Raw genomic sequence first — 17,634 nt, forward strand, 5'->3', positions numbered from 1 at the left:
CGGTAACTAACGACCCGGGTGGGGGGGGGCGCGTTTGCCCCCCGCCCCACTTTTTTTGCCGGATGCGTATCCTCAGACCGACCCGACGTGGTCTGATCGAGCCCGAACCAACCCGAGCACCAGAATGACCGCACTGCGCCGCATCCTCGCCTATTTGGCCGACATGGTGATCGTGTATGTGTACATGATCCTGCTGTATTTCGCGTCGACGGCCTTGAACGACATCTGGCCGTTCCATGCGGCCATGGGGGAATCCTATGCTCTACGTCATCTGGTCGGCTTTTTCACCCTGACGTTGCCCATGATTGCGTACTTCTCGCTTTTCGAGGCCGGCCGGCGCCAGGCCACGCCGGGAAAACGCCTGCTGAAGATCAGCGTCCAGTCGCCAACGGGCGAGATGACCCTTCGACGGGCCCTGCTGCGCAACGGGGTGAAATTCCTGCCGTGGGAAATCGCCCACACGCACCTGCATCTCAATCCGGCATTCATGTTCACCGGAGAAACGACATACGTCGGATGGGCTCTCGGCGTTTGGCTACCTGTTCTGGCCGCATTCGTCTATCTCGGCATGATGTTCTTCGCGCCCGCCGGTCGCACCCCGTACGATCTCGCCGCCAGGACCCACGTAGGGTCTGTGAAAGGCTGAACGCGGTGGTGCAAAACCGCGTCCCCCCGGACCGGAATCGAATCTTCCACGGCAGAACATGGGTAGGGTTATGGCTCCGGCACCGTCCCCGGGCCTGCGAAACCAGCCATTGCACTCAACCCGTCCGCCATGCGATTCCATGTACGTATCCTGCCCGTCCTGATGGCCCTCATCCTGCTTCCTGCCTGCGACAGCAACGACGATGGCGTAGTCTGCACGACAGAGGCCCGCCCCGCCATTACCGTCACGGTGACGATCGATAGCGGTGAAACCCCGGAAGACGGGATCTACGAAGCCACGGTCACGGACGGGGATTTCCGTGACACCCAGCCGGTGGTGAATGGAAATGCGAGCCTGGCGCATGAGCGGGCCGGTACGTATCGGGTGGCGGTAACAACCACCCAGGGTCAGCCGGTCTGGCACCAGGACGACGTCCGCGTAACCCGTGACGAATGCCACGTAGAAACGGTTGAGCTGACCGCGCTCGTCGAACCCCAATAGATTCCCGCCATGATCAGGACCGCAATACCCATCCTCACCGTCGCCACGTTGTTGGCCGCATGTACCACCCCCGAAGCCGATCCTTCGACGGCAACGGACACCGCCACCTGCCATCCGGACGCCGTCTGGGCGGTGGACCTGGTGCGAACACTCCCCGGCATGCAGGACACGTACCTGCGCACCATCGAGGAAAACTGGGGAGGGGCCCGGGCCCTGGTCCAGGAGCACGGTCACATCCTGTCGTACCGCGCGCTGGCTGCGGCCCCCGACTCCATCCGCGGCTGGGATGTCATCCTGATGACCGAGTACGTCGACTCCACGGCATTCCAGAACCGGGAGTCCATCTTCCAGGCCGTGTTCGATTCCCCGGAATTCGTGGCCTGGCAGGCTCCCGTTCCGTCGGCGGAAATGCGCTCCTTCACCGCCGGCGAAGTCACACTCGGAAACGTCGTATCATCGGGATGTCACCCTTCCTGATGCTCCCCTGTGAATCACCGATTCCCCCGCGAACTGGACGAACTGCCGCGCATCTTCCGTTTCCTGGACGATGCTGCGCACACGCTCCACCTGGATGCCGATGCGAAATTCGCCCTGGATCTCGCCGTTGAGGAGTTGTTCACCAATGCGCTGAAGCACAACCCGTCCGGAGGTGGGCCTCTCGAGATCGAGGTCTGGATTGAGGGGGACCCCCAAACCACGGCCAAATCCGGCACCGATCCGGTTCTGAGGGTCACGTTCACCGATCCCGACGCTTCCCCGTTCGACCCGGCGTCTGTTCCGCCCGTGGACACGCTCGCACCGCTTCACGACCGGAAACCCGGTGGGCTGGGTCTGCATATCCTGTCGAGCATCATGGACCACGTCGAGTCGGAACACGACGGTCGAATCAGCCGCATCCACCTCGGAAAATTCTTGCCCGACCATGTTTGAAGCCACACGCACCGAACCCTGCGCCATCCACCTGGCCGGCCGGCTCGACGCCACGCGGGCGCAGGCCATGGATTCCCTGTTCCAGGGGGTCGGGGAAACCTGCACGGTTCATTTCGACCGTTTGGAGTACATTTCCAGTGTCGGTCTGAGTGTGTTGCTGGCCACCCAACAGCGCCTTTCCGCCCGTGGGGCGGAACTCAGACTGCGCGGAATGACACCCCACATCCGAATGGTATTCAACCTTGCCGGCTTCGACACCGTCTTCGATATCGACTGACGCAACCTTTTCCAACCTGACACCCAACCGGTTGTAGTTCATGCATGATGATGAACAGGATCGGCTCATGGTGGAACAGACGCTGAACGGCGACCGCAATGCATTCGGAGGCCTCGTGCGCAAGTACGAGCGCCCCGTGTACAATGCGGCATACCGCATCCTCGGCAACCCACCCGACGCCGAAGACGCCGCACAGACCGCCTTCGCAAAGGCATTCGAGAACCTCGGGATGTATCGACCGGAATACCGGTTCTACTCCTGGATGTACCGGATTGCCGTAAACGAGGCGCTGAATCTGCGCAAGAAACGACGTCCGTCGCAGGACATTGATGTCGTACCCGTCGAGTCGGATTCGTCCCCCGAACTGGCCCTGCACGAGCAGGAACAGGAAGAACGGGTGGGCAAGGCCATGATGGATCTGTCCCCGGAGGACCGCGCCCTCATTCTGCTCCGTCATTATCAGGATCTCTCCTACCGGGATCTCGCCTTTGTATTCGAGGTGCCGGAAAAAACCATCAAGTCCCGACTGTTCACAGCCCGATCGCGTCTGCGCGTCATCTGCGAAAGTCAACAAATACGGTTTGAAGCATGACGGAACACATTTCCGACGATATCGCGCTCCTGATTGAGGCTGACGTGGACGGCCTGATCACCGAGGCGCAGGCGCGCGAGCTCGCCCAGGCGGCCGCTGCCGACCCCGCCATCGCAACGGCGCTTGCCGATGCCCGACTGGCCGAACAGTTCATGGCCACGCAGACCGACCTCCCGGTACCCGAGGGGTTTGCCGACCGCGTCATGGCCGCGCTTCCGGAACGGGCAGTCTGGGAGGCTGCCGCCCGAACCTCATCCGACGCAAGGCATTACGCCGTCCGCCCGGCCCGGCCCACCCGGTCCCGCTGGACCCTCGGCCTCGGATTCGCGGCCATTGCCGCGTGTGTTCTCGTGGTGGTCATGGTCATCGCGCCCGGAACGAATCCGGACGGCATCCAGGCCACCATGATCACACCCGATCGCGCCCTCACCACCGGAAGTGAGGACGTGTCCATCAGCATCCGCCAGGTCGCGGACGAAATCGTGGTACATGTCATCAGCGGTCGCTCCGAACCTGTCCAGCTGGCGTTCGACCCCTCGTGGACGTCCACCCCGGTTCCCGTGGAAATCGTTGCGGCCGGAGCAACGGACGAGTATCGCCTGCCGGTCCGCCCCTCCGATTCCGGTAGCCTCATCCTGACCGGTACGACGCCCGACGGCGAAGTCCTCTTCCGCAACGAACTCCAGGTCCAGCCATAATCGCGGCCGCCACCAGCCTGCTGCCCGTCGTCCTGTTCCTGGGCGGGCTCGTGCTGTTGGACAGCTTCAAGCTCATGCGCCTGCGGTTGCTGGGCGTCTGCCTTCTGGCCGGCGTGGCATCGGCGGTCGCCGCCCTGGTCCTGAATACGTCCTTGGGGCCGACCGCCGCGCCCCTGGTCGAGGAAGTGCTGAAAAGCCTGTGGATTGTCTGGCTCATCCACCGGAGCCGGATCGGTTTTTCGGTTGATGCAGCGATTGCGGGATTCGCGGTCGGCACAGGCTTTGCCCTGGCCGAAAACACCTGGTACCTGCTCGCGCTGACCGATGCGCCGCCACAGCTCTGGATCCTCCGCGGCCTGGGGACCGCCGTCCTGCACGGAACGTTGACGGCCGCGTTTGCCCTGCTGGCACGCGCCGTGGCCCGGACCCGGACCGTGCCGCTGGCCTGGGGTGCCGCACTGGTCCCGGTGGTCATCCTGCATGCCGCCTGGAATGCCGTTCCCCTCGATCCACGCACCCAGGTCGTGGCCCTCCTGCTGGTCGCGCCCGTGGCGCTGGTACTGGTTTTCCGGGAAAGTGAACGCCGTACCCGGATCTGGCTGGGAAGCGGATTCGATCGGGACCAGGAGGTGCTGGCCCATGTGCTGGGCGGGACGTTGCCGGATACGCCGGTGGGCGAGTACCTGCAGGGCCTCCGTGGCCACGTCGCACCGGTCGTCCTCGTGGACATGGTAAACCTCCTCCGCCTGCGGATTGAACAGTCGCTTCGTGTGAAAGGACGGATCCTCCTGCGTGCGCATGGATTCACTGAACCACCGGATGCGGACGAAGCCGACCGGCTGGCCGAATTGCGTTACCTTGAGAAGGCCGTCGGCCCCGCCGGCGTCCTGGCCCTGAACACCCTCCATCCCCATGACCCAGCGCGAAGCCCTCGACATCCTGAAAACCGGCGTGAACGTCTTCCTGACCGGTGAACCCGGCAGCGGCAAGACGCACACCATCGGGCAGTACATAGACTGGCTGAAGCAGCATCGGAAAATCGCAGGGATCACGGCCTCCACGGGCATTGCCGCCACCCACCTCGGCGGCCTCACCATCCACTCCTGGAGCGGTGTCGGCATCAAGGATCGCCTCACACCGCGCGACCTGAAGGCCATCAAGGAGAACAAGCGGCTCACGGACCGGGCCAAGAAAACGCACGTCCTGGTCATTGACGAAGTGTCCATGCTCTCGGCGGACATGCTCACCTCCATCGATCGCGCCTGCCGGGTCCTGCGCGAGAATGCGCAGCCGTTCGGCGGTCTTCAGGTCATCCTGGTGGGGGATTTCTACCAGCTGCCTCCCGTCCAGCGACGCGCCCCCGTGCCACCCCCCCGCACATCGGAGTGGGACGACATGCCCGGATTGTTCGACAACGAGCCGGAGGCCCCGCCGTCCATCCATGCCTTCGCGTCCCCGGCGTGGGACGCGCTGGAGCTTCGGGTGTGCTACCTGCACGAGCAGCACCGGCAGGCCGACAAGACCTATCTGGATGTGCTTACCGCCATCCGTTCCGAACAGCTCTACGACGAGCACTACGAACTCCTGGCGTCCCGGATCGTGGAGCACGTATCTCCCGGCATCACCAAATTGTACACGCACAATGCCGACGTGGACCGCCAGAACATGCGCGCCCTGGACCTGCTTGCGACCGACACGCGCATCTACCGGATGGAGACCAAGGGTCCGCAACCGGTCGTGGCCCAGATGATCCGCGGATGCCTGTCCCCGGAGGAACTCGTGCTCAAGGTGGGCGCCCGCGTGATGTTTACCCGGAATGACTTCCAGGCGGGCTTCGTGAACGGGACAACCGGCGTGGTCGTGGAGTTCACCGCAGACGGACCGATCGTAGAGACCGAGGACGGCACGTACATCGAAGTCGAGTCGGCGGAATGGCGCTTCGAATCGGGTGAGGATTCCGAGGAAGCCTCCCTCACGCAGTTGCCGCTGCGGTTGGCATGGGCCATTACCATCCACAAAAGCCAGGGCATGTCGCTGGACCGGGCCCACATGGATCTTTCGCGGACGTTCGAGTTCGGACAGGGTTACGTGGCGCTGTCCCGGCTCCGCTCACTCCAGGGGCTCACCCTCAAAGGCATCAACGAGCGTGCCCTCCGGGTCCATCCGGAAATCGTGTCCCGTGACCTGGCCTTCCGCCGCGCATCGGAACGCAGCGAGGACTGGCTGCATGAACTCGGCGACGAGGGACTACGACGCGTTCATGCATCGTTCCAGCAGAAGACGTAACGCATCGGCCCCCATTTCCCGGGTACGCGCAATATTGCGCTCCGGGATTCCGGACGTGGGACCATGCTTCTTTTCCCATCCGTCAATCGCCTCGGACAGGCTGTCCTCGCGCAGGATGTGCAGGAGTGGCCATGGCGAACGGTTCGTGAAGTTGGCCGGATCGTCGACCTCGGTGCCCTCGAACCGGTAGTCCGGATGGAAACTGGCCACCTGGTAGGTGCCGGTACGCTGGAGTGAATCCAGCAACGGATCCACCAGGTCCAGGAAATCCAGGTATTCATCGAACCCGGCCAGCATGTGCGGCAGGATGACCAAGGTCGTCTCAATGCCGGCATGGTCGTCCATCAGGTGGAGCTCCTCCGCCAGCGCAGACAAAAGACCGAGATCCGTGGTCGCCCGGGATTCGACGTAGCGGACCGTCCCCTGCATGACCTCTCGCCGGGCGAAGGGACACCATTCGAGTCCCACGACCAGGTTGTCGACCCACGTGCGGACGGCCTCCTCGGGGGAGGCCTTCCGGGGGGATGGGGCATGGGGTGCGGTCATGGGGTGGCCAGGCTCGTCAGTACTTCCAGGAACGCCTCTACACTCGGAATGGCAGCCGATTCGTGCATGGTATGATACCCCGTGGTCGGAATCTGGAGGGTCGTGCCGTCCACGAGCCCACCCGAGGCCGCAATGATACGTCCCATTTCGGTGCTGCCCAGGGAACGCGAGGCTTCCCCCCGTGTCGCGAGGCGTTGGTTTTCTCCTTCAACATACGCGTCCTTGTAGAGGTACGTCAAGCCGAGCTCCCGGCACGCCGCCGCCAACCGGTCCGTAGCGGCTGAGTTGAACGAGGCGTTGGCGTCCTTGCGGCGCAGCACAATGTGCTGCTCGTTGGCCGACGCGACGGTCGGAAACGGGCTCGTATCCACCACCAGCAATTCGTTGGTCGACTCACCGAATCGCCGGAACCACTCGAGCAGGTAGCGCCAGCTCTTCCCGGCCTCTTCCTGAGCCGTAAAGAAGGCCGTCCCCTCGAAACCTCGGTTGAACAGATGCACGAGCGCCGCGGCTGTCAGGACGTTGTCGAGTTGGCCCTCCAGGCGACCGTCGATTTCGTGCAGGCGGTCCTGGAACGCGATGGGCGTACCGGCAACCACATCATCCAGGCCGTCGATCTCGAAAATCAGGTTGTTGCGGTGCTCGCACACATAGGTGTTCTCGATGACACCGTTGCCGAGATAGGCCCCGGTCCACGGTTCGTAGGCAAACACCTCCTGGGCGGCAAACCGCTCCGTGATCTTCGTCATCAGCTCTTCCGATACGGAATTGTTCAGCAGGTCCGTCCGGTTGGCGGAAATGAACGCCGCATACTGGTATTCGGCGGGACCCGTGCATACCAATCCGTGCCGATCGATATGGGCCGACACCATGAGGCTGCGGGGCCGCGCCCCTTGAGCCACCAGCAGACCCTCGTACCAGGTGACCGTGGCACCGCGCTCCTCGAGCTCCCGCTGCAGCGCGCGGAAGAACGAATGTTCGGCCCCCACCACGCTCGGGCGACGGATAAGGGCTTTCAGCAGATCCAGGAATTCGGTTTCAAGCATGGCAGGAGCTCACGCGGCGGGTTGGGCCGGAAAATACCGCCGCCCCAACCACAATGACACGTGCACGAGGCCGATCAGGACCGGCACTTCCACCAAGGGTCCCACGACCGTCGCGAACGCCACGCCGGAATGGATGCCGAACACGGAAATGGCAACGGCAATCGCCAGCTCGAAATTGTTGCCGGACGCGGTGAAGGCCAGCGTAGCCGATTTCCGGTAGTCCGCTCCCAGGCGCCACGCCATGAAGAACGACACGAAGAACATGATCACGAAATACAGTACGAGCGGGATGGCCACGCGCACCATGTCCAAGGGCAGCTCCACGATGGCATTGCCCTTCAGGCTGAACATCATCACGATCGTGAACAGCAGGGCAACGAGCGTGACCGGAGAAATCCGTGGGATGAACTCCGTCCGGTACCAGGCGTCTCCTTTTCGCTTCCGGAGCACGAACCGGGTCATCATCCCCCCGAAGAACGGAATGCCCAGATAGATCATGACGCTCTGGAAGATCTCCCCCGTGCTGATTTCCACGATGGCTCCTTCCAACCCCACGAGCGGGGGCAGCCACGTGATGAAAATCCACGCGTAAACGCCGAAAAACAGCACCTGGAAAATGCTGTTGAAGGCGACCAGCCCGGCCGCATAGTCGGTATCCCCGTCCGCCAGGTCGTTCCACACCAACACCATGGCAATGCACCGGGCCAGACCGACCAGGATGAGTCCGATCATGTACTCCGGCAGGTCCGGAAGCAGGAGGATCGCCAGCGTGAACATGAGCACAGGACCCACAATCCAGTTCTGCACGAGGGACAGCACCAGGATCCGGACATTCCGGAAAACCGTGGGCAAGGTCTCGTAACGGACCTTGGCCAGTGGCGGATACATCATGAGGATGAGCCCGATGGCAATGGGTACATTCGTCGTCCCGACGGCCAGGCTGTCGATGGCCGCGCCCACCGACGGAAGGAACCGACCCAGTGCCACACCGGCCGCCATGGCCAGGAAAATCCAGACGGTCAGATAGCGATCCAGCAGGGAAAGCCGCTTCATGGATGGCTTATGGATTCGGCCGCACCGGAGACCTCGATGCCCCCGGTTTCCGGCACGTTTACGTGAATGAGACTCGGGCGGCCCATGGCCTCCCCCTGCCGGATCTGAACATACGCCGGAGTCGTCAGCCGTCCGCTGTCCCTCAGGTATCCCCCGAGGGCCGCGGCCGCGGCACCCGTGGCGGGGTCCTCAAACACACCGCCGACAGGGAAGGGATTCCTGGCATGAAAAACAGTGGGGCGCGCCGTCCCGGCGCCGCTCGTCGCCCCGCTCTCCCGCCAGACCAGCTGGAGCGTCGTCAAACCCGAGTCCGACATGATCCGCTTCATTCGATCAAAATCGTAGTGCATGTTGGCGAGTCGCTCCTCCGTCCGGACCGCGATGACCAAGTGCCAGGCGCCGGCGTAGGCGCGAGCGGGCGGGATGGTTTCGTCCAGGTCGCCTTGCGTCCACGCGAGCGCACCGAGAACGGCATCCAGTTCACCGCCGGGGGGTTCGTGCCGCGGCGCCACGGAAGTCAGCGTGGCGGTCCACACGGCTCCATCGCACGCCACACGGACCGGAATCTCCCCCGCCCGGGTTTCCAGGACATACGCCCCGACGCCCCGAAGCTGCCCGAGCAGGCATCCGGCCGCAATGGTCGCATGCCCGCAGAACGGGACCTCGGCCACGGGGCTGAAATACCGGGTGGGTATGGGAGCATCTTCCCCGACCGCCAGGAACACCGTTTCGGAGTAGCCGACATCGGCAGCCATCCGCTGCATGACAGCGGCATCGGGAAGCATGGACCCCACCCACACGCCAGCCGGATTTCCTCCGCCCGTGACGCGTGCAAAAGCCGCCAGCCTGTACATCCTCCCACCCGACACCGGATGGCCAAGTATGCCCTCAGCCACGCGAATCGAGTTTGTCGAAGGTCTTGTCCAGCGTACGCTCCAACCGGGCCACGGCACCATCTATCGCCTGGTCCATGGTATCGGCCATGTGCGTGACGGAAATCGGCTGCAATCCGGCAGGCCGCGCCTCCATGACGCATCGTTGGTCATCCCCTTTGGACTTGGTGGGGCTGTTCTCGTCGGTCAAGTGGACCTCCACGCGGGTCAACCGGTCGGAAAACCGCTCCAGGGTACTTCCCACCACCGACTCCACATAGCCCTGAAGGCGCTCACTTCCATTGATATTGTTGTCCGTATTGACCAGAATCTGCATGTGTCACTCCTTCGTTAATGAATCCAGGGCCTTTTTGGCCGTCGTGTATCCGAGCTCGATCATTTCATCGGCCCGGTGAAATTCCAATACACCGCATGCCGTCACCGGGATCTCGATGAGCAGATCCGGGGGATACGATGCAATCTGATGCCGTGCGATGCGGTCCTGCATGGCCTCCAGGGAGCGCGCTATGGTATCGATGGCGTCATAGGGATGCGCCTCGTCATCCTCGTCGCTCCACATGTCCTGCGCCCGCTGCGCCCAGCGCCGGAACAGGTTCGTGTCCTGTTCGGCACCGGGGTCTGAGCCGGCGGCTCGCGGTTGATCCGTGTCGTCGGTGTCGACCGCCCCGTTCAGCGATACGGCAATGGTCCGCTCGGTCGTACGCGCCAGCGAGGGGCCGATGGGAAGCGGACTCAACAGCCCGCCGTCTACCAGGATACGGCCGTTGCGGACCGCGGGCGTGAACAGTCCGGGAATCGCGACCGATGCCCGGATGGCTTCGAACAGCCCACCGGTGTTCAACCAGACTTCCTGGCGACGCTCCAGATCGGTGGCGACGGCCGTGAAGGGAATGGCCAGGTCCTCGAATTGCGCATCGCCCACCAGTTCCTTCAATTTCTTCATGACGCGGTCGCCCTCGAACAGCCCCTTTCCCGTGAACGAGAAATCCAGCAGTCCCCACACATCCGATCGCGACAGGCCGCGCACCCACTCGGTGTAGACATCCAGGTCACCGGCCGCATAAAGTCCGCCGATGAGCGCGCCGATCGAGGCGCCCGTCACGGACTGCACATCCCATTTTCCGTCGTCCGACAGGGCCCTGATGACGCCGATGTGCGCCAGTCCCCGTGCACCACCACTCCCCAGGACCAGGGAAACCGGCGTCTTGTCACGCGACGTGTCGTATCCGCTCATGGGTGTGGGTGAAGGGGTGATGCTTGAGCCGGGCCATCCAGAATCGGGCAATCGTAAACCAACAACAGCCGGGCCTATAGGTAACGCTGCAGTCCGCTTAGTGATTCATCCCGCCGTGGCCGCCATGATCCTGTCCGCCCATTTCATGGGCGCCGTCGCCGTGCGGGTTCTGGCCCGTGGCAATGCCCCGATGATGGGGCTGATGATGCGCTCCCCACGCCATCACGCCGATATAGCCGAGACCGCGGATGACGGGTACATCGGCTTCGTCGTCCGACGTGACCATGACATGCCAGGCATCCCCGTGCTTCATGGCCTGCATGGCCCATCCGGACTCGGCGGCCAGCTGCTGCGGATGCGCCGCAAAGACCCGTTCCAGCGCCCGGGCCGCGCGGTCCGTTGTGGGCGTCACCATGGCCTGCAGGCCGTTCGCGATGTCGGACTGCTCGACCGTCACGTTGAGGGTCATGTCATGCATGTCCAGCAGGTGCCGCCGGAGTGCTTCGATGTCTACCGTTGACCAATCCGTCGCCGGGTCAGCCGCCAGTGCTGCGATCACTTCCTGTATGGTCCCGAAGGCATCGTTCCCGGCCTCGGTCAGATCCTGGGCCGCAGCCGTGCCAGTGGTGCAAAGAAGGAGGAGGGGAACGGCAATTGCCATTGCGATCGCACCGACCCGGGCACCGGCGCCCGTATACTCACGTGTTATAATACTGTTTTTCATGGGTTTGTATTTGTAACCTCACAGGTTACATTTTGCTGGATGGTCGCAATGCCCTCCGGGAGCGGGATTTCAGGCAGACGGGCCGACGGCGAGAGGCGGGCGACCACGTCGTCCGTCGGGCGGGGGTTGGGCTCGGCCCACAGCTCGCCGCGGGTGGAGCGCATGACGACGTGGTCGCCCGCCCGTCCGAGGACCCAGGACCGGTTCAACGGTACTTTCCCGAAGGGCGTATCGAGCACGTAGACCGGCAGTGCGAATCCGGTAAGCCGTCCCTGCAGGCGTTCCATCAAATCCATGCCCACCTCGATGGACGTCCGGAAATGGGCCGTCCCGCCGATGACCTGGGCCTGATAGAGGTAGTAGGGGCGCATCCGAAGGCGCACGAGCCCCTCGAAGAGGGCGCGGAGCGCATCTTCCGAATCATTGATCCCGGCCAGCAACACGGTCTGGTTGCCCACGGGCACGCCCGCGCGGAGCAGCCGGTCAATGGCCGCACCCGCCTCGGGGGTCAACTCCTTCGCGTGATTGAAGTGCGTGTTCAGCCATACCGGATGGTGGCGGCCCAGCACGGCGCAGAGGTCCGGCGTAATCCGCTGAGGCAATTTGACCGGCATCCGGCTGCCAATCCGGATGATGTCCACGTGCGGGATGGCGCGGAGTCGGCCCAGCAGCCATGCCACATGCTCGTCGTTGAAGGTCAGCGGATCGCCGCCGGTCAGCAGGACATCCCGGATTTCGTCGTGCGCGGCAATGTAGTCGATGGCCTCCTGCAGCTCCGACTTGCGCATCATGAAGGAGGCCTCGCCCACCATCCGCTTTCGCAGGCAGTACCGGCAGTAGATGGCGCACTGGCTGGTCACGCAGAACGCCACGCGATCCCGGTAATTGTGGATGAGATTCTTGACCGGCGAATGGGCGACCTCCTCCAGCGGATCTTCGACGCCCACGATGTCGGGAAGCAATTCCTCGGCCCGCGGGACGACCTGTCGCCGGATGGGGCAGTCCGGATTGTCCGGGTTCATGAGGCTGGCGTAATACGGCGTAATACTCCACTGGAACACGCCCTCGGTCTGCCGGATGCCCGCGAGTTCGTCGGGTGTCGGCTCGAGGAATTGGCGGAGCGCATCTGCCGAGCCGACCCGGTTGCGCATGTGCCAGCGCCAGTCGGCCCAATCAGTCTTGGTTTGCAAGGGCGTGTCGAAGGGCATCGTCCAGGATGGAGGCCAAAAATGCGGGGTACGTCTGGCCCATCAATTCCGCCATGATGGCAAACGTTCCATCGGGCGCGAACGTGGGGAGGGGATTGATCTCCAGGAACCAGGGACGGCCCTCGGCATCGACCCGGAAGTCGAGTCGGGCAAAATCCCGGCATTCCAGCTTGCGGAATACCGTCAGTGCGTCCGTTGTCAACTGTGCTTCGAGCGCGGGTGTAAGCCTGCCGGGCAGCACCCACGGGCGCTCGGCCGACGGAAGATCCGGCCGATCGAGCACATGCAGCCCGATCCCGGTTTCAGAGCACAGGGCGCGCTGCAGGACGGGGAGCGCCCGTGGCGGATCGTGCCCCACGATGGCCACCGTGAATTCGCTGCCCTCCACGAACGCCTCCACGAGGGCGTCCTGCCGATAGGCGCCCGTGATGTGGGTCACCTGGCGCTCCAGTTCGGCGGCATTGTGCACCTTGCTGCGGGCGTCCAGTCCTTTGGCCGATCCTTCATAGCGGGGCTTTACGAAGAGCGGGAACGGGGGTAGCGCGGAAAACTCGAGCAGACCAGGCCGTGCCTCCCACGGATACACCACCCAGTCGGGCGTTGCCACACCGGCTGCCCGCACGAGGTCCTTCGTCCAGGCCTTGTCCAGGCTCAGGGACAGCGTGAGCGCATCGGAGCCGGCACAGGGAATGCCCAGCATGGCGAGCAACGTCGGGACCTCCCCTTCGCGGCCGCGGTGGTGGGCGCCTTCGGCAATATTGATTGCCGCATCCATCGAAAAACCCGGCTCACGCGACGCGCCAAGAAGAGCATGCGCGGGACCGATCCGGACCGGCTCGTGGCCCAGCAGGACAAGGGCGTCAGCAATGGCGTCGACCGTCTCCACCGGCTCATTCTCGGCGTGCGCATCGAACGGCTCGCCCTCCCGCCAGGGATAGTCCTCGAAGAGATCGTACAGGATGCCAACGCGCATGAGGTCCCCGGAAGCTGAATGGCGGTTGAATACGTGGGTGGACTGTTTGGGCCGGAGGAATTCCATAATATGGCCCCTCGCCCATGTCTGACAGTCATTTGCCGTGAAAACGCTGCCATGAAATACTTCGCTGCCCTGCTGCCCGTCCTGTTGCTTTCCGCCTGCATTACCGCCGAACAGAAGGATGGGCCCGAACCGGGACCGGAAGCCAACGTGCTGGCCGACCTGCTGGCCGGAGCAACGCTGATCGATTTGTCCTATGCCTACAATGACGAAACCGTCTACTGGCCCACGGCCCCGGGCTTCGAGTTCAGCACGGACTTCGAGGGGGTAACCGACGCCGGCTTCTATTACACGGCCTATACCGTCAGGACCGCGGAACACGGTGGGACCCACCTGGATGCGCCCATCCACTTCGCCGAGGGGCGGCAGTCGGCCGATCAGATTCCCCTCGAACGGCTCATGGGCGCCGCCGTGGTCGTGGATGTGTCCGAAGCGGCGCTCGCCGACCGGGATTACCAGATCGGCGTAGCGGATATCCAACGTTTCGAAGCGGCTCACGGCCCCATCCCGGATGGTGCCATCCTGCTTTTCCGCACGGGATATGGCCAATTCTGGCCCGACCGGGAAGCATACATGGGGACAGCGGAACGGGGGAACGATGCGGTGGCCAAGCTGCACTTTCCCGGCATCCACCCCGAAACCGCCGACTGGCTGGTGGCCAACCGATCCGTTGACGCAGTGGGGATCGATACGCCGAGCATCGACTTCGGACAGTCCACGCTGTTTGAAACCCACCAGACGCTGTTCGCCGAGAATATCCCGGCCTTCGAAAATGTGGCCAACCTGGACCAGGTCCCCGAAACCGGAGCCACGGTCATTGCGCTGCCCATGAAGATCGAGGGCGGCAGCGGCGGTCCCTTGCGGATTGTTGCCGTTCTGCCCTGACCCTATATAGAAACGCAACATAGGGGGCGGATCTTCGTCTTACAGGCCACACACGCACGAACCGGAGTCCCATGATTTCCCGAACCCTTGCAACGGCAACCCTGAAACCCATGGTGTTGGCCATCCTGGATGGGCGGCCCGAGTACGGGTATCAGATCATTTCCCGCATACGGGATCTGTCGGACGGGCAGATCGAGTGGACCACCGGTACGCTGTATCCTTTCCTGCATGGTCTGGAAAACGAAGGCCTGGTCGAGAGTTTCTGGCAAAACGCGGAGAACGCGCCGCGCCGGAAATACTACCGGATGACCCCGGCGGGTGAACGGGCCCTGGAGGCAGAACGCCAGCAATGGCAGACGGTCCACGCCATGCTGGCCCCGCTGTTGGCCCGCTGACAGCACCGCGAACCCATTGGAATCCCCGTGTTTTCCCTCGAACATGCCATAGCCACCTGGCGGCAGACGCTTTCCCGGCGGAAAGAGTTCTTGCCGGAGGATCTGGACGAGCTGGAACAGCACGTCCGCGACGAGGTGACGGCGCGGGTCGCGACAGGCGCCGCGACGGAAACCGCCTACCGGGAGACCATGGCGCGGATGGGCGATCACGGGGAAGTGGAGGATGCGTACCGACGTGTGTACTGGGGCAAGCTGAACAGGCGCGGCCTCGTAGCAACCACCATTCTGTCGGAGCTCTTCATGATCAGGAACTACCTTCTTCTCGCCTTCCGGAATCTGGCCCGCTACCCCGGGTATACGTTCATCAATATCGCGGGCTTGGCCGTGGGCATTGCCTGCTGCCTGCTCATCCTGCTGTTCGTGCAGGACGAACGCTCGTACGACCGATTCCATGAACGTTCCGAAGACATCGTCCGGGTCACCCTGGGGATTCCGGACCGGGACGAGAACCTGGACGTCACACCGACCATTGTCGCTCCGCTGTTCAAGCGGACCTTCGCCGAAGTGGAAGATGCGACGCGCATCTACAACATCTCGCGTTTCCGCAGTACCATCATCCGGAACGGAGACACGGCATGGGAAGAGAAGCGATTCGTCTATGCCGATTCCACGGTATTCAACGTCCTGACCTTCCCGTTCATCCAGGGAGATCCGCGGACCGCCCTCGTCCGGCCCGGTACGCTCGTACTCACGGAGTCGGCTGCCTTGAAGTACTTCGGCAGTGTCGCGGAAGCCATGGGAGGACGTCTGGTGATCGGTACCGACGCGGAGTTCGAGGTCACCGGGATCCTTGAGAACGTCCCGGCGAACTCACACATCCAGTTCGATGTCATGGCCTCCTTCGCATCCACCTGGTGGGCCAACCAGGAAATGTGGGGGTCTGCCAATTTCCAGACCTACCTGCTGCTGCACGATCGGGACGGGCTCGCGAATGTCCGGCGTCAGACCGAGGAGATGCTGACGGCCGTCCGCGCAGAAATGGGCGTCGGCCCGGGCTTCGGGCTCGGGTTCGAGCGGTTGGAGGATATCTATCTGGTCCACATGGGCCGTGCGCGGTATGTCCGGATGTTCACGGGTCTCGCGCTCCTCATCCTGTTCATTGCGTGCGTCAACTACGTGAACCTGGCCACGGCGCGGTCGGCCCGGCGGTCGCGCGAAGTGGGCATGCGGAAGGTCCTCGGGGCCGACCGCGCCCAGATCATGCGGCAGTTCTTCGGAGAATCGGCGCTGGTGGCTGGAATTGCCCTCCTCCTTGGCATCGGACTGGCCGTACTGGCCCTTCCGGTGTTCTCCGATCTGGCAAACAAATCGCTCTCGTTCAACACGCTGAATACGGCCCGGAGTTGGCTTTCGGTCGCCGGTCTGATGGCACTCGTGACGGCGGCAGCCGGATTGTATCCCGCGCTGGTCCTGTCTTCCTTCGAACCGGTACGGGTCCTGAAGGGCGGCCGGACCACCACCGGCGGCAATGCGCTGTTCCGGAAGGTCCTTGTGGTGTTCCAGTTCGGGATCACGGTATTTCTGCTGGTCGCGACGACGGTGGTGTTCAAGCAGCTCCAGTTCGTGCAGAATACCGATGTCGGATACGACCGTGAGCAGGTGGTGGCCATCCCCCTTTCCGAGACGTCTGCACGACGGGCCATCCCGGCATTGCGATCCGCCCTCATGGAGAACGTGGCCGTCCAGTCCGTGTCGGCCGTGAACGCCATTCCCGGACGCATGATGGGCGGATACCGGTTCGCCACGCCGGCGACGGTCAGTGATGACGACACGCCCATGACGTTCGCCTCGCCGGTCGACCCCCACGTGGTGGAAACGCTGGGCCTGGAACTGCTCAGCGGAGACGGCTTCCGGGAAGTACCCGACATTTCCGTCCGCCCCGACAGCGGACGCTACCAGTATGTCATCAATGAACAGCTCATGCGTGAAGCCGGCTGGACGCCGGAAACCGCCATCGGCCAGCGGATGACCGTGTCCGGAAGTACACGGATGGGGGATGTCGTCGGCGTGGTCCGCGACTTCAATTTCCTGGATCTGCGCACGGAAATCCGTCCGCAAGCCCTGTTCATCGAGCCTGAATACAACGTGTTGCTGATCAAACTGTCGACCAGTGACCTTCAAGGGACGCTCGCGTTCGTCCAACGCTCGTGGTCGGAACTGACGGGCGGAAGCCCCTGGTCCTACACGTTCCTGGACGATGCGTTTTCGCAGATGTACGATTCGGAACGCCGTCTGGCAGGCATCTTCTCGTCTGCGGCCCTCCTGGCTGTCCTCATTGCCTGCCTGGGCCTGATCGGTCTCGCCTCCTTCACGACGGAGCAGCGCACCAAGGAAATCGGGGTGCGGAAGGTCCTGGGCGCGACGGCCAGCCAGATCGTGGTCCTGTTGAACAGGGACATGACCCTGTGGGTGCTGGTCGGTGCCGTGCTGGCGCTTCCGGCGGCCTGGTGGGCCATGGATGCGTGGCTGGGCGACTTCGCGTACCGGACGGAGCTGTCCTGGTGGATATTCGCCGGAGCCGCGGCGGTTGCTGCGCTCATGGCGTGGCTGACCGTGAGCTGGCAGTCGTTCCGTGCCGCCAACACCGACCCGGTGACCGCCATACGATTCGATCAATAGGGCGT

At 63.4% G+C, this 17,634-nt stretch carries 21 protein-coding genes; 12 read left to right on the forward strand and 9 right to left on the reverse strand.

Annotated elements, in window-relative coordinates; genetic code table 11:
• The first annotated feature begins 124 nt into the window (after window positions 1–124).
• The 9 genes from RIE53_00590 (at window position 125) to RIE53_00630 (ending at window position 5,930) form a co-directional block, all read left to right on the forward strand.
• Window positions 125–646, forward strand: a complete 522-nt coding sequence (locus tag RIE53_00590; protein ID MEQ9103171.1) for an RDD family protein — start codon at window positions 125–127, stop codon at window positions 644–646.
• Between the two features lie 129 nt (window positions 647–775).
• The gene (locus RIE53_00595) at window positions 776–1,147 is read left to right on the forward strand and encodes a hypothetical protein (GenBank protein MEQ9103172.1); all 372 of its coding nucleotides are present in this window, start codon (window positions 776–778) and stop codon (window positions 1,145–1,147) included.
• A gap of 9 nt (window positions 1,148–1,156) precedes the next feature.
• A complete protein-coding gene (locus RIE53_00600) occupies window positions 1,157–1,624 on the forward strand; it encodes a hypothetical protein (protein ID MEQ9103173.1) in 468 nt (155 codons plus the stop codon).
• 9 nt (window positions 1,625–1,633) lie between these two features.
• Window positions 1,634–2,077 carry an ATP-binding protein gene (locus tag RIE53_00605; protein ID MEQ9103174.1) on the forward strand — a complete coding sequence of 148 codons (444 nt, stop codon included), beginning with the start codon at window positions 1,634–1,636 and terminating at the stop codon, window positions 2,075–2,077.
• Entirely contained in the window at window positions 2,070–2,354 is a 285-nt protein-coding gene (locus RIE53_00610; protein MEQ9103175.1) for an STAS domain-containing protein, read from the forward strand. The genes RIE53_00605 and RIE53_00610 overlap by 8 nt, the downstream gene beginning before the upstream one ends.
• 40 nt (window positions 2,355–2,394) lie before the next feature.
• A complete protein-coding gene (locus RIE53_00615; protein MEQ9103176.1) occupies window positions 2,395–2,946 on the forward strand; it encodes a sigma-70 family RNA polymerase sigma factor in 552 nt (183 codons plus the stop codon).
• A complete protein-coding gene (locus tag RIE53_00620; protein MEQ9103177.1) occupies window positions 2,943–3,644 on the forward strand; it encodes a hypothetical protein in 702 nt (233 codons plus the stop codon). Before RIE53_00615 ends, RIE53_00620 begins: the two co-directional genes overlap by 4 nt.
• Window positions 3,645–3,694: 50 nt before the next feature.
• Entirely contained in the window at window positions 3,695–4,618 is a 924-nt protein-coding gene (locus RIE53_00625; protein ID MEQ9103178.1) for a PrsW family glutamic-type intramembrane protease, read from the forward strand.
• Complete coding sequence (locus tag RIE53_00630; GenBank protein MEQ9103179.1) at window positions 4,557–5,930, forward strand: PIF1 family DEAD/DEAH box helicase; 1,374 nt, start codon at window positions 4,557–4,559, stop codon at window positions 5,928–5,930. Before RIE53_00625 ends, RIE53_00630 begins: the two co-directional genes overlap by 62 nt.
• On the opposite strand, the gene RIE53_00635 is transcribed toward RIE53_00630, so the two are convergent.
• The 9 genes from RIE53_00635 to RIE53_00675 all read right to left on the reverse strand — a co-directional run bounded on the left by RIE53_00635 (window position 5,892) and on the right by RIE53_00675 (window position 13,607).
• Window positions 5,892–6,476, reverse strand: a complete 585-nt coding sequence (locus tag RIE53_00635) for a DUF1415 domain-containing protein (GenBank protein MEQ9103180.1) — start codon at window positions 6,474–6,476, stop codon at window positions 5,892–5,894. The genes RIE53_00630 and RIE53_00635 overlap by 39 nt on opposite strands.
• Entirely contained in the window at window positions 6,473–7,522 is a 1,050-nt protein-coding gene (locus RIE53_00640) for a hypothetical protein (GenBank protein ID MEQ9103181.1), read from the reverse strand. The genes RIE53_00635 and RIE53_00640 overlap by 4 nt, the downstream gene beginning before the upstream one ends.
• A 9-nt stretch (window positions 7,523–7,531) precedes the next feature.
• Window positions 7,532–8,575 carry an ACR3 family arsenite efflux transporter gene (gene arsB / locus RIE53_00645; GenBank protein ID MEQ9103182.1) on the reverse strand — a complete coding sequence of 348 codons (1,044 nt, stop codon included), beginning with the start codon at window positions 8,573–8,575 and terminating at the stop codon, window positions 7,532–7,534.
• A complete protein-coding gene (locus RIE53_00650; protein MEQ9103183.1) occupies window positions 8,572–9,471 on the reverse strand; it encodes a PhzF family phenazine biosynthesis isomerase in 900 nt (299 codons plus the stop codon). Before RIE53_00650 ends, arsB begins: the two co-directional genes overlap by 4 nt.
• Window positions 9,464–9,784 (reverse strand): HPF/RaiA family ribosome-associated protein, encoded by a 321-nt coding sequence (locus tag RIE53_00655; GenBank protein ID MEQ9103184.1) that lies wholly within the window; start codon window positions 9,782–9,784, stop codon window positions 9,464–9,466. Before RIE53_00655 ends, RIE53_00650 begins: the two co-directional genes overlap by 8 nt.
• A gap of 3 nt (window positions 9,785–9,787) precedes the next feature.
• The gene (locus RIE53_00660; protein MEQ9103185.1) at window positions 9,788–10,702 is read right to left on the reverse strand and encodes a patatin-like phospholipase family protein; all 915 of its coding nucleotides are present in this window, start codon (window positions 10,700–10,702) and stop codon (window positions 9,788–9,790) included.
• A gap of 97 nt (window positions 10,703–10,799) precedes the next feature.
• Window positions 10,800–11,426 (reverse strand): hypothetical protein, encoded by a 627-nt coding sequence (locus RIE53_00665; GenBank protein ID MEQ9103186.1) that lies wholly within the window; start codon window positions 11,424–11,426, stop codon window positions 10,800–10,802.
• Window positions 11,423–12,616 carry a KamA family radical SAM protein gene (locus RIE53_00670; protein MEQ9103187.1) on the reverse strand — a complete coding sequence of 398 codons (1,194 nt, stop codon included), beginning with the start codon at window positions 12,614–12,616 and terminating at the stop codon, window positions 11,423–11,425. Before RIE53_00670 ends, RIE53_00665 begins: the two co-directional genes overlap by 4 nt.
• Window positions 12,600–13,607: a D-alanine--D-alanine ligase gene (locus RIE53_00675; GenBank protein ID MEQ9103188.1), complete on the reverse strand. Its 1,008-nt coding sequence runs from the start codon at window positions 13,605–13,607 to the stop codon at window positions 12,600–12,602. Before RIE53_00675 ends, RIE53_00670 begins: the two co-directional genes overlap by 17 nt.
• Before the next feature lie 117 nt (window positions 13,608–13,724).
• On the opposite strand from RIE53_00675, the gene RIE53_00680 reads away from it, so the two are divergent.
• From RIE53_00680 to RIE53_00690, 3 genes are all read left to right on the forward strand, one after another.
• Window positions 13,725–14,555 carry a cyclase family protein gene (locus tag RIE53_00680; protein MEQ9103189.1) on the forward strand — a complete coding sequence of 277 codons (831 nt, stop codon included), beginning with the start codon at window positions 13,725–13,727 and terminating at the stop codon, window positions 14,553–14,555.
• A gap of 71 nt (window positions 14,556–14,626) precedes the next feature.
• Window positions 14,627–14,950, forward strand: a complete 324-nt coding sequence (locus RIE53_00685) for a helix-turn-helix transcriptional regulator (protein ID MEQ9103190.1) — start codon at window positions 14,627–14,629, stop codon at window positions 14,948–14,950.
• A 27-nt stretch (window positions 14,951–14,977) separates the two neighbouring features.
• Complete coding sequence (locus RIE53_00690) at window positions 14,978–17,629, forward strand: FtsX-like permease family protein (protein ID MEQ9103191.1); 2,652 nt, start codon at window positions 14,978–14,980, stop codon at window positions 17,627–17,629.
• Window positions 17,630–17,634 lie beyond the last annotated feature (5 nt).

This window comes from Rhodothermales bacterium (genome assembly GCA_040221055.1).
Classification (GTDB): domain Bacteria; phylum Bacteroidota; class Rhodothermia; order Rhodothermales; family UBA10348; genus 1-14-0-65-60-17.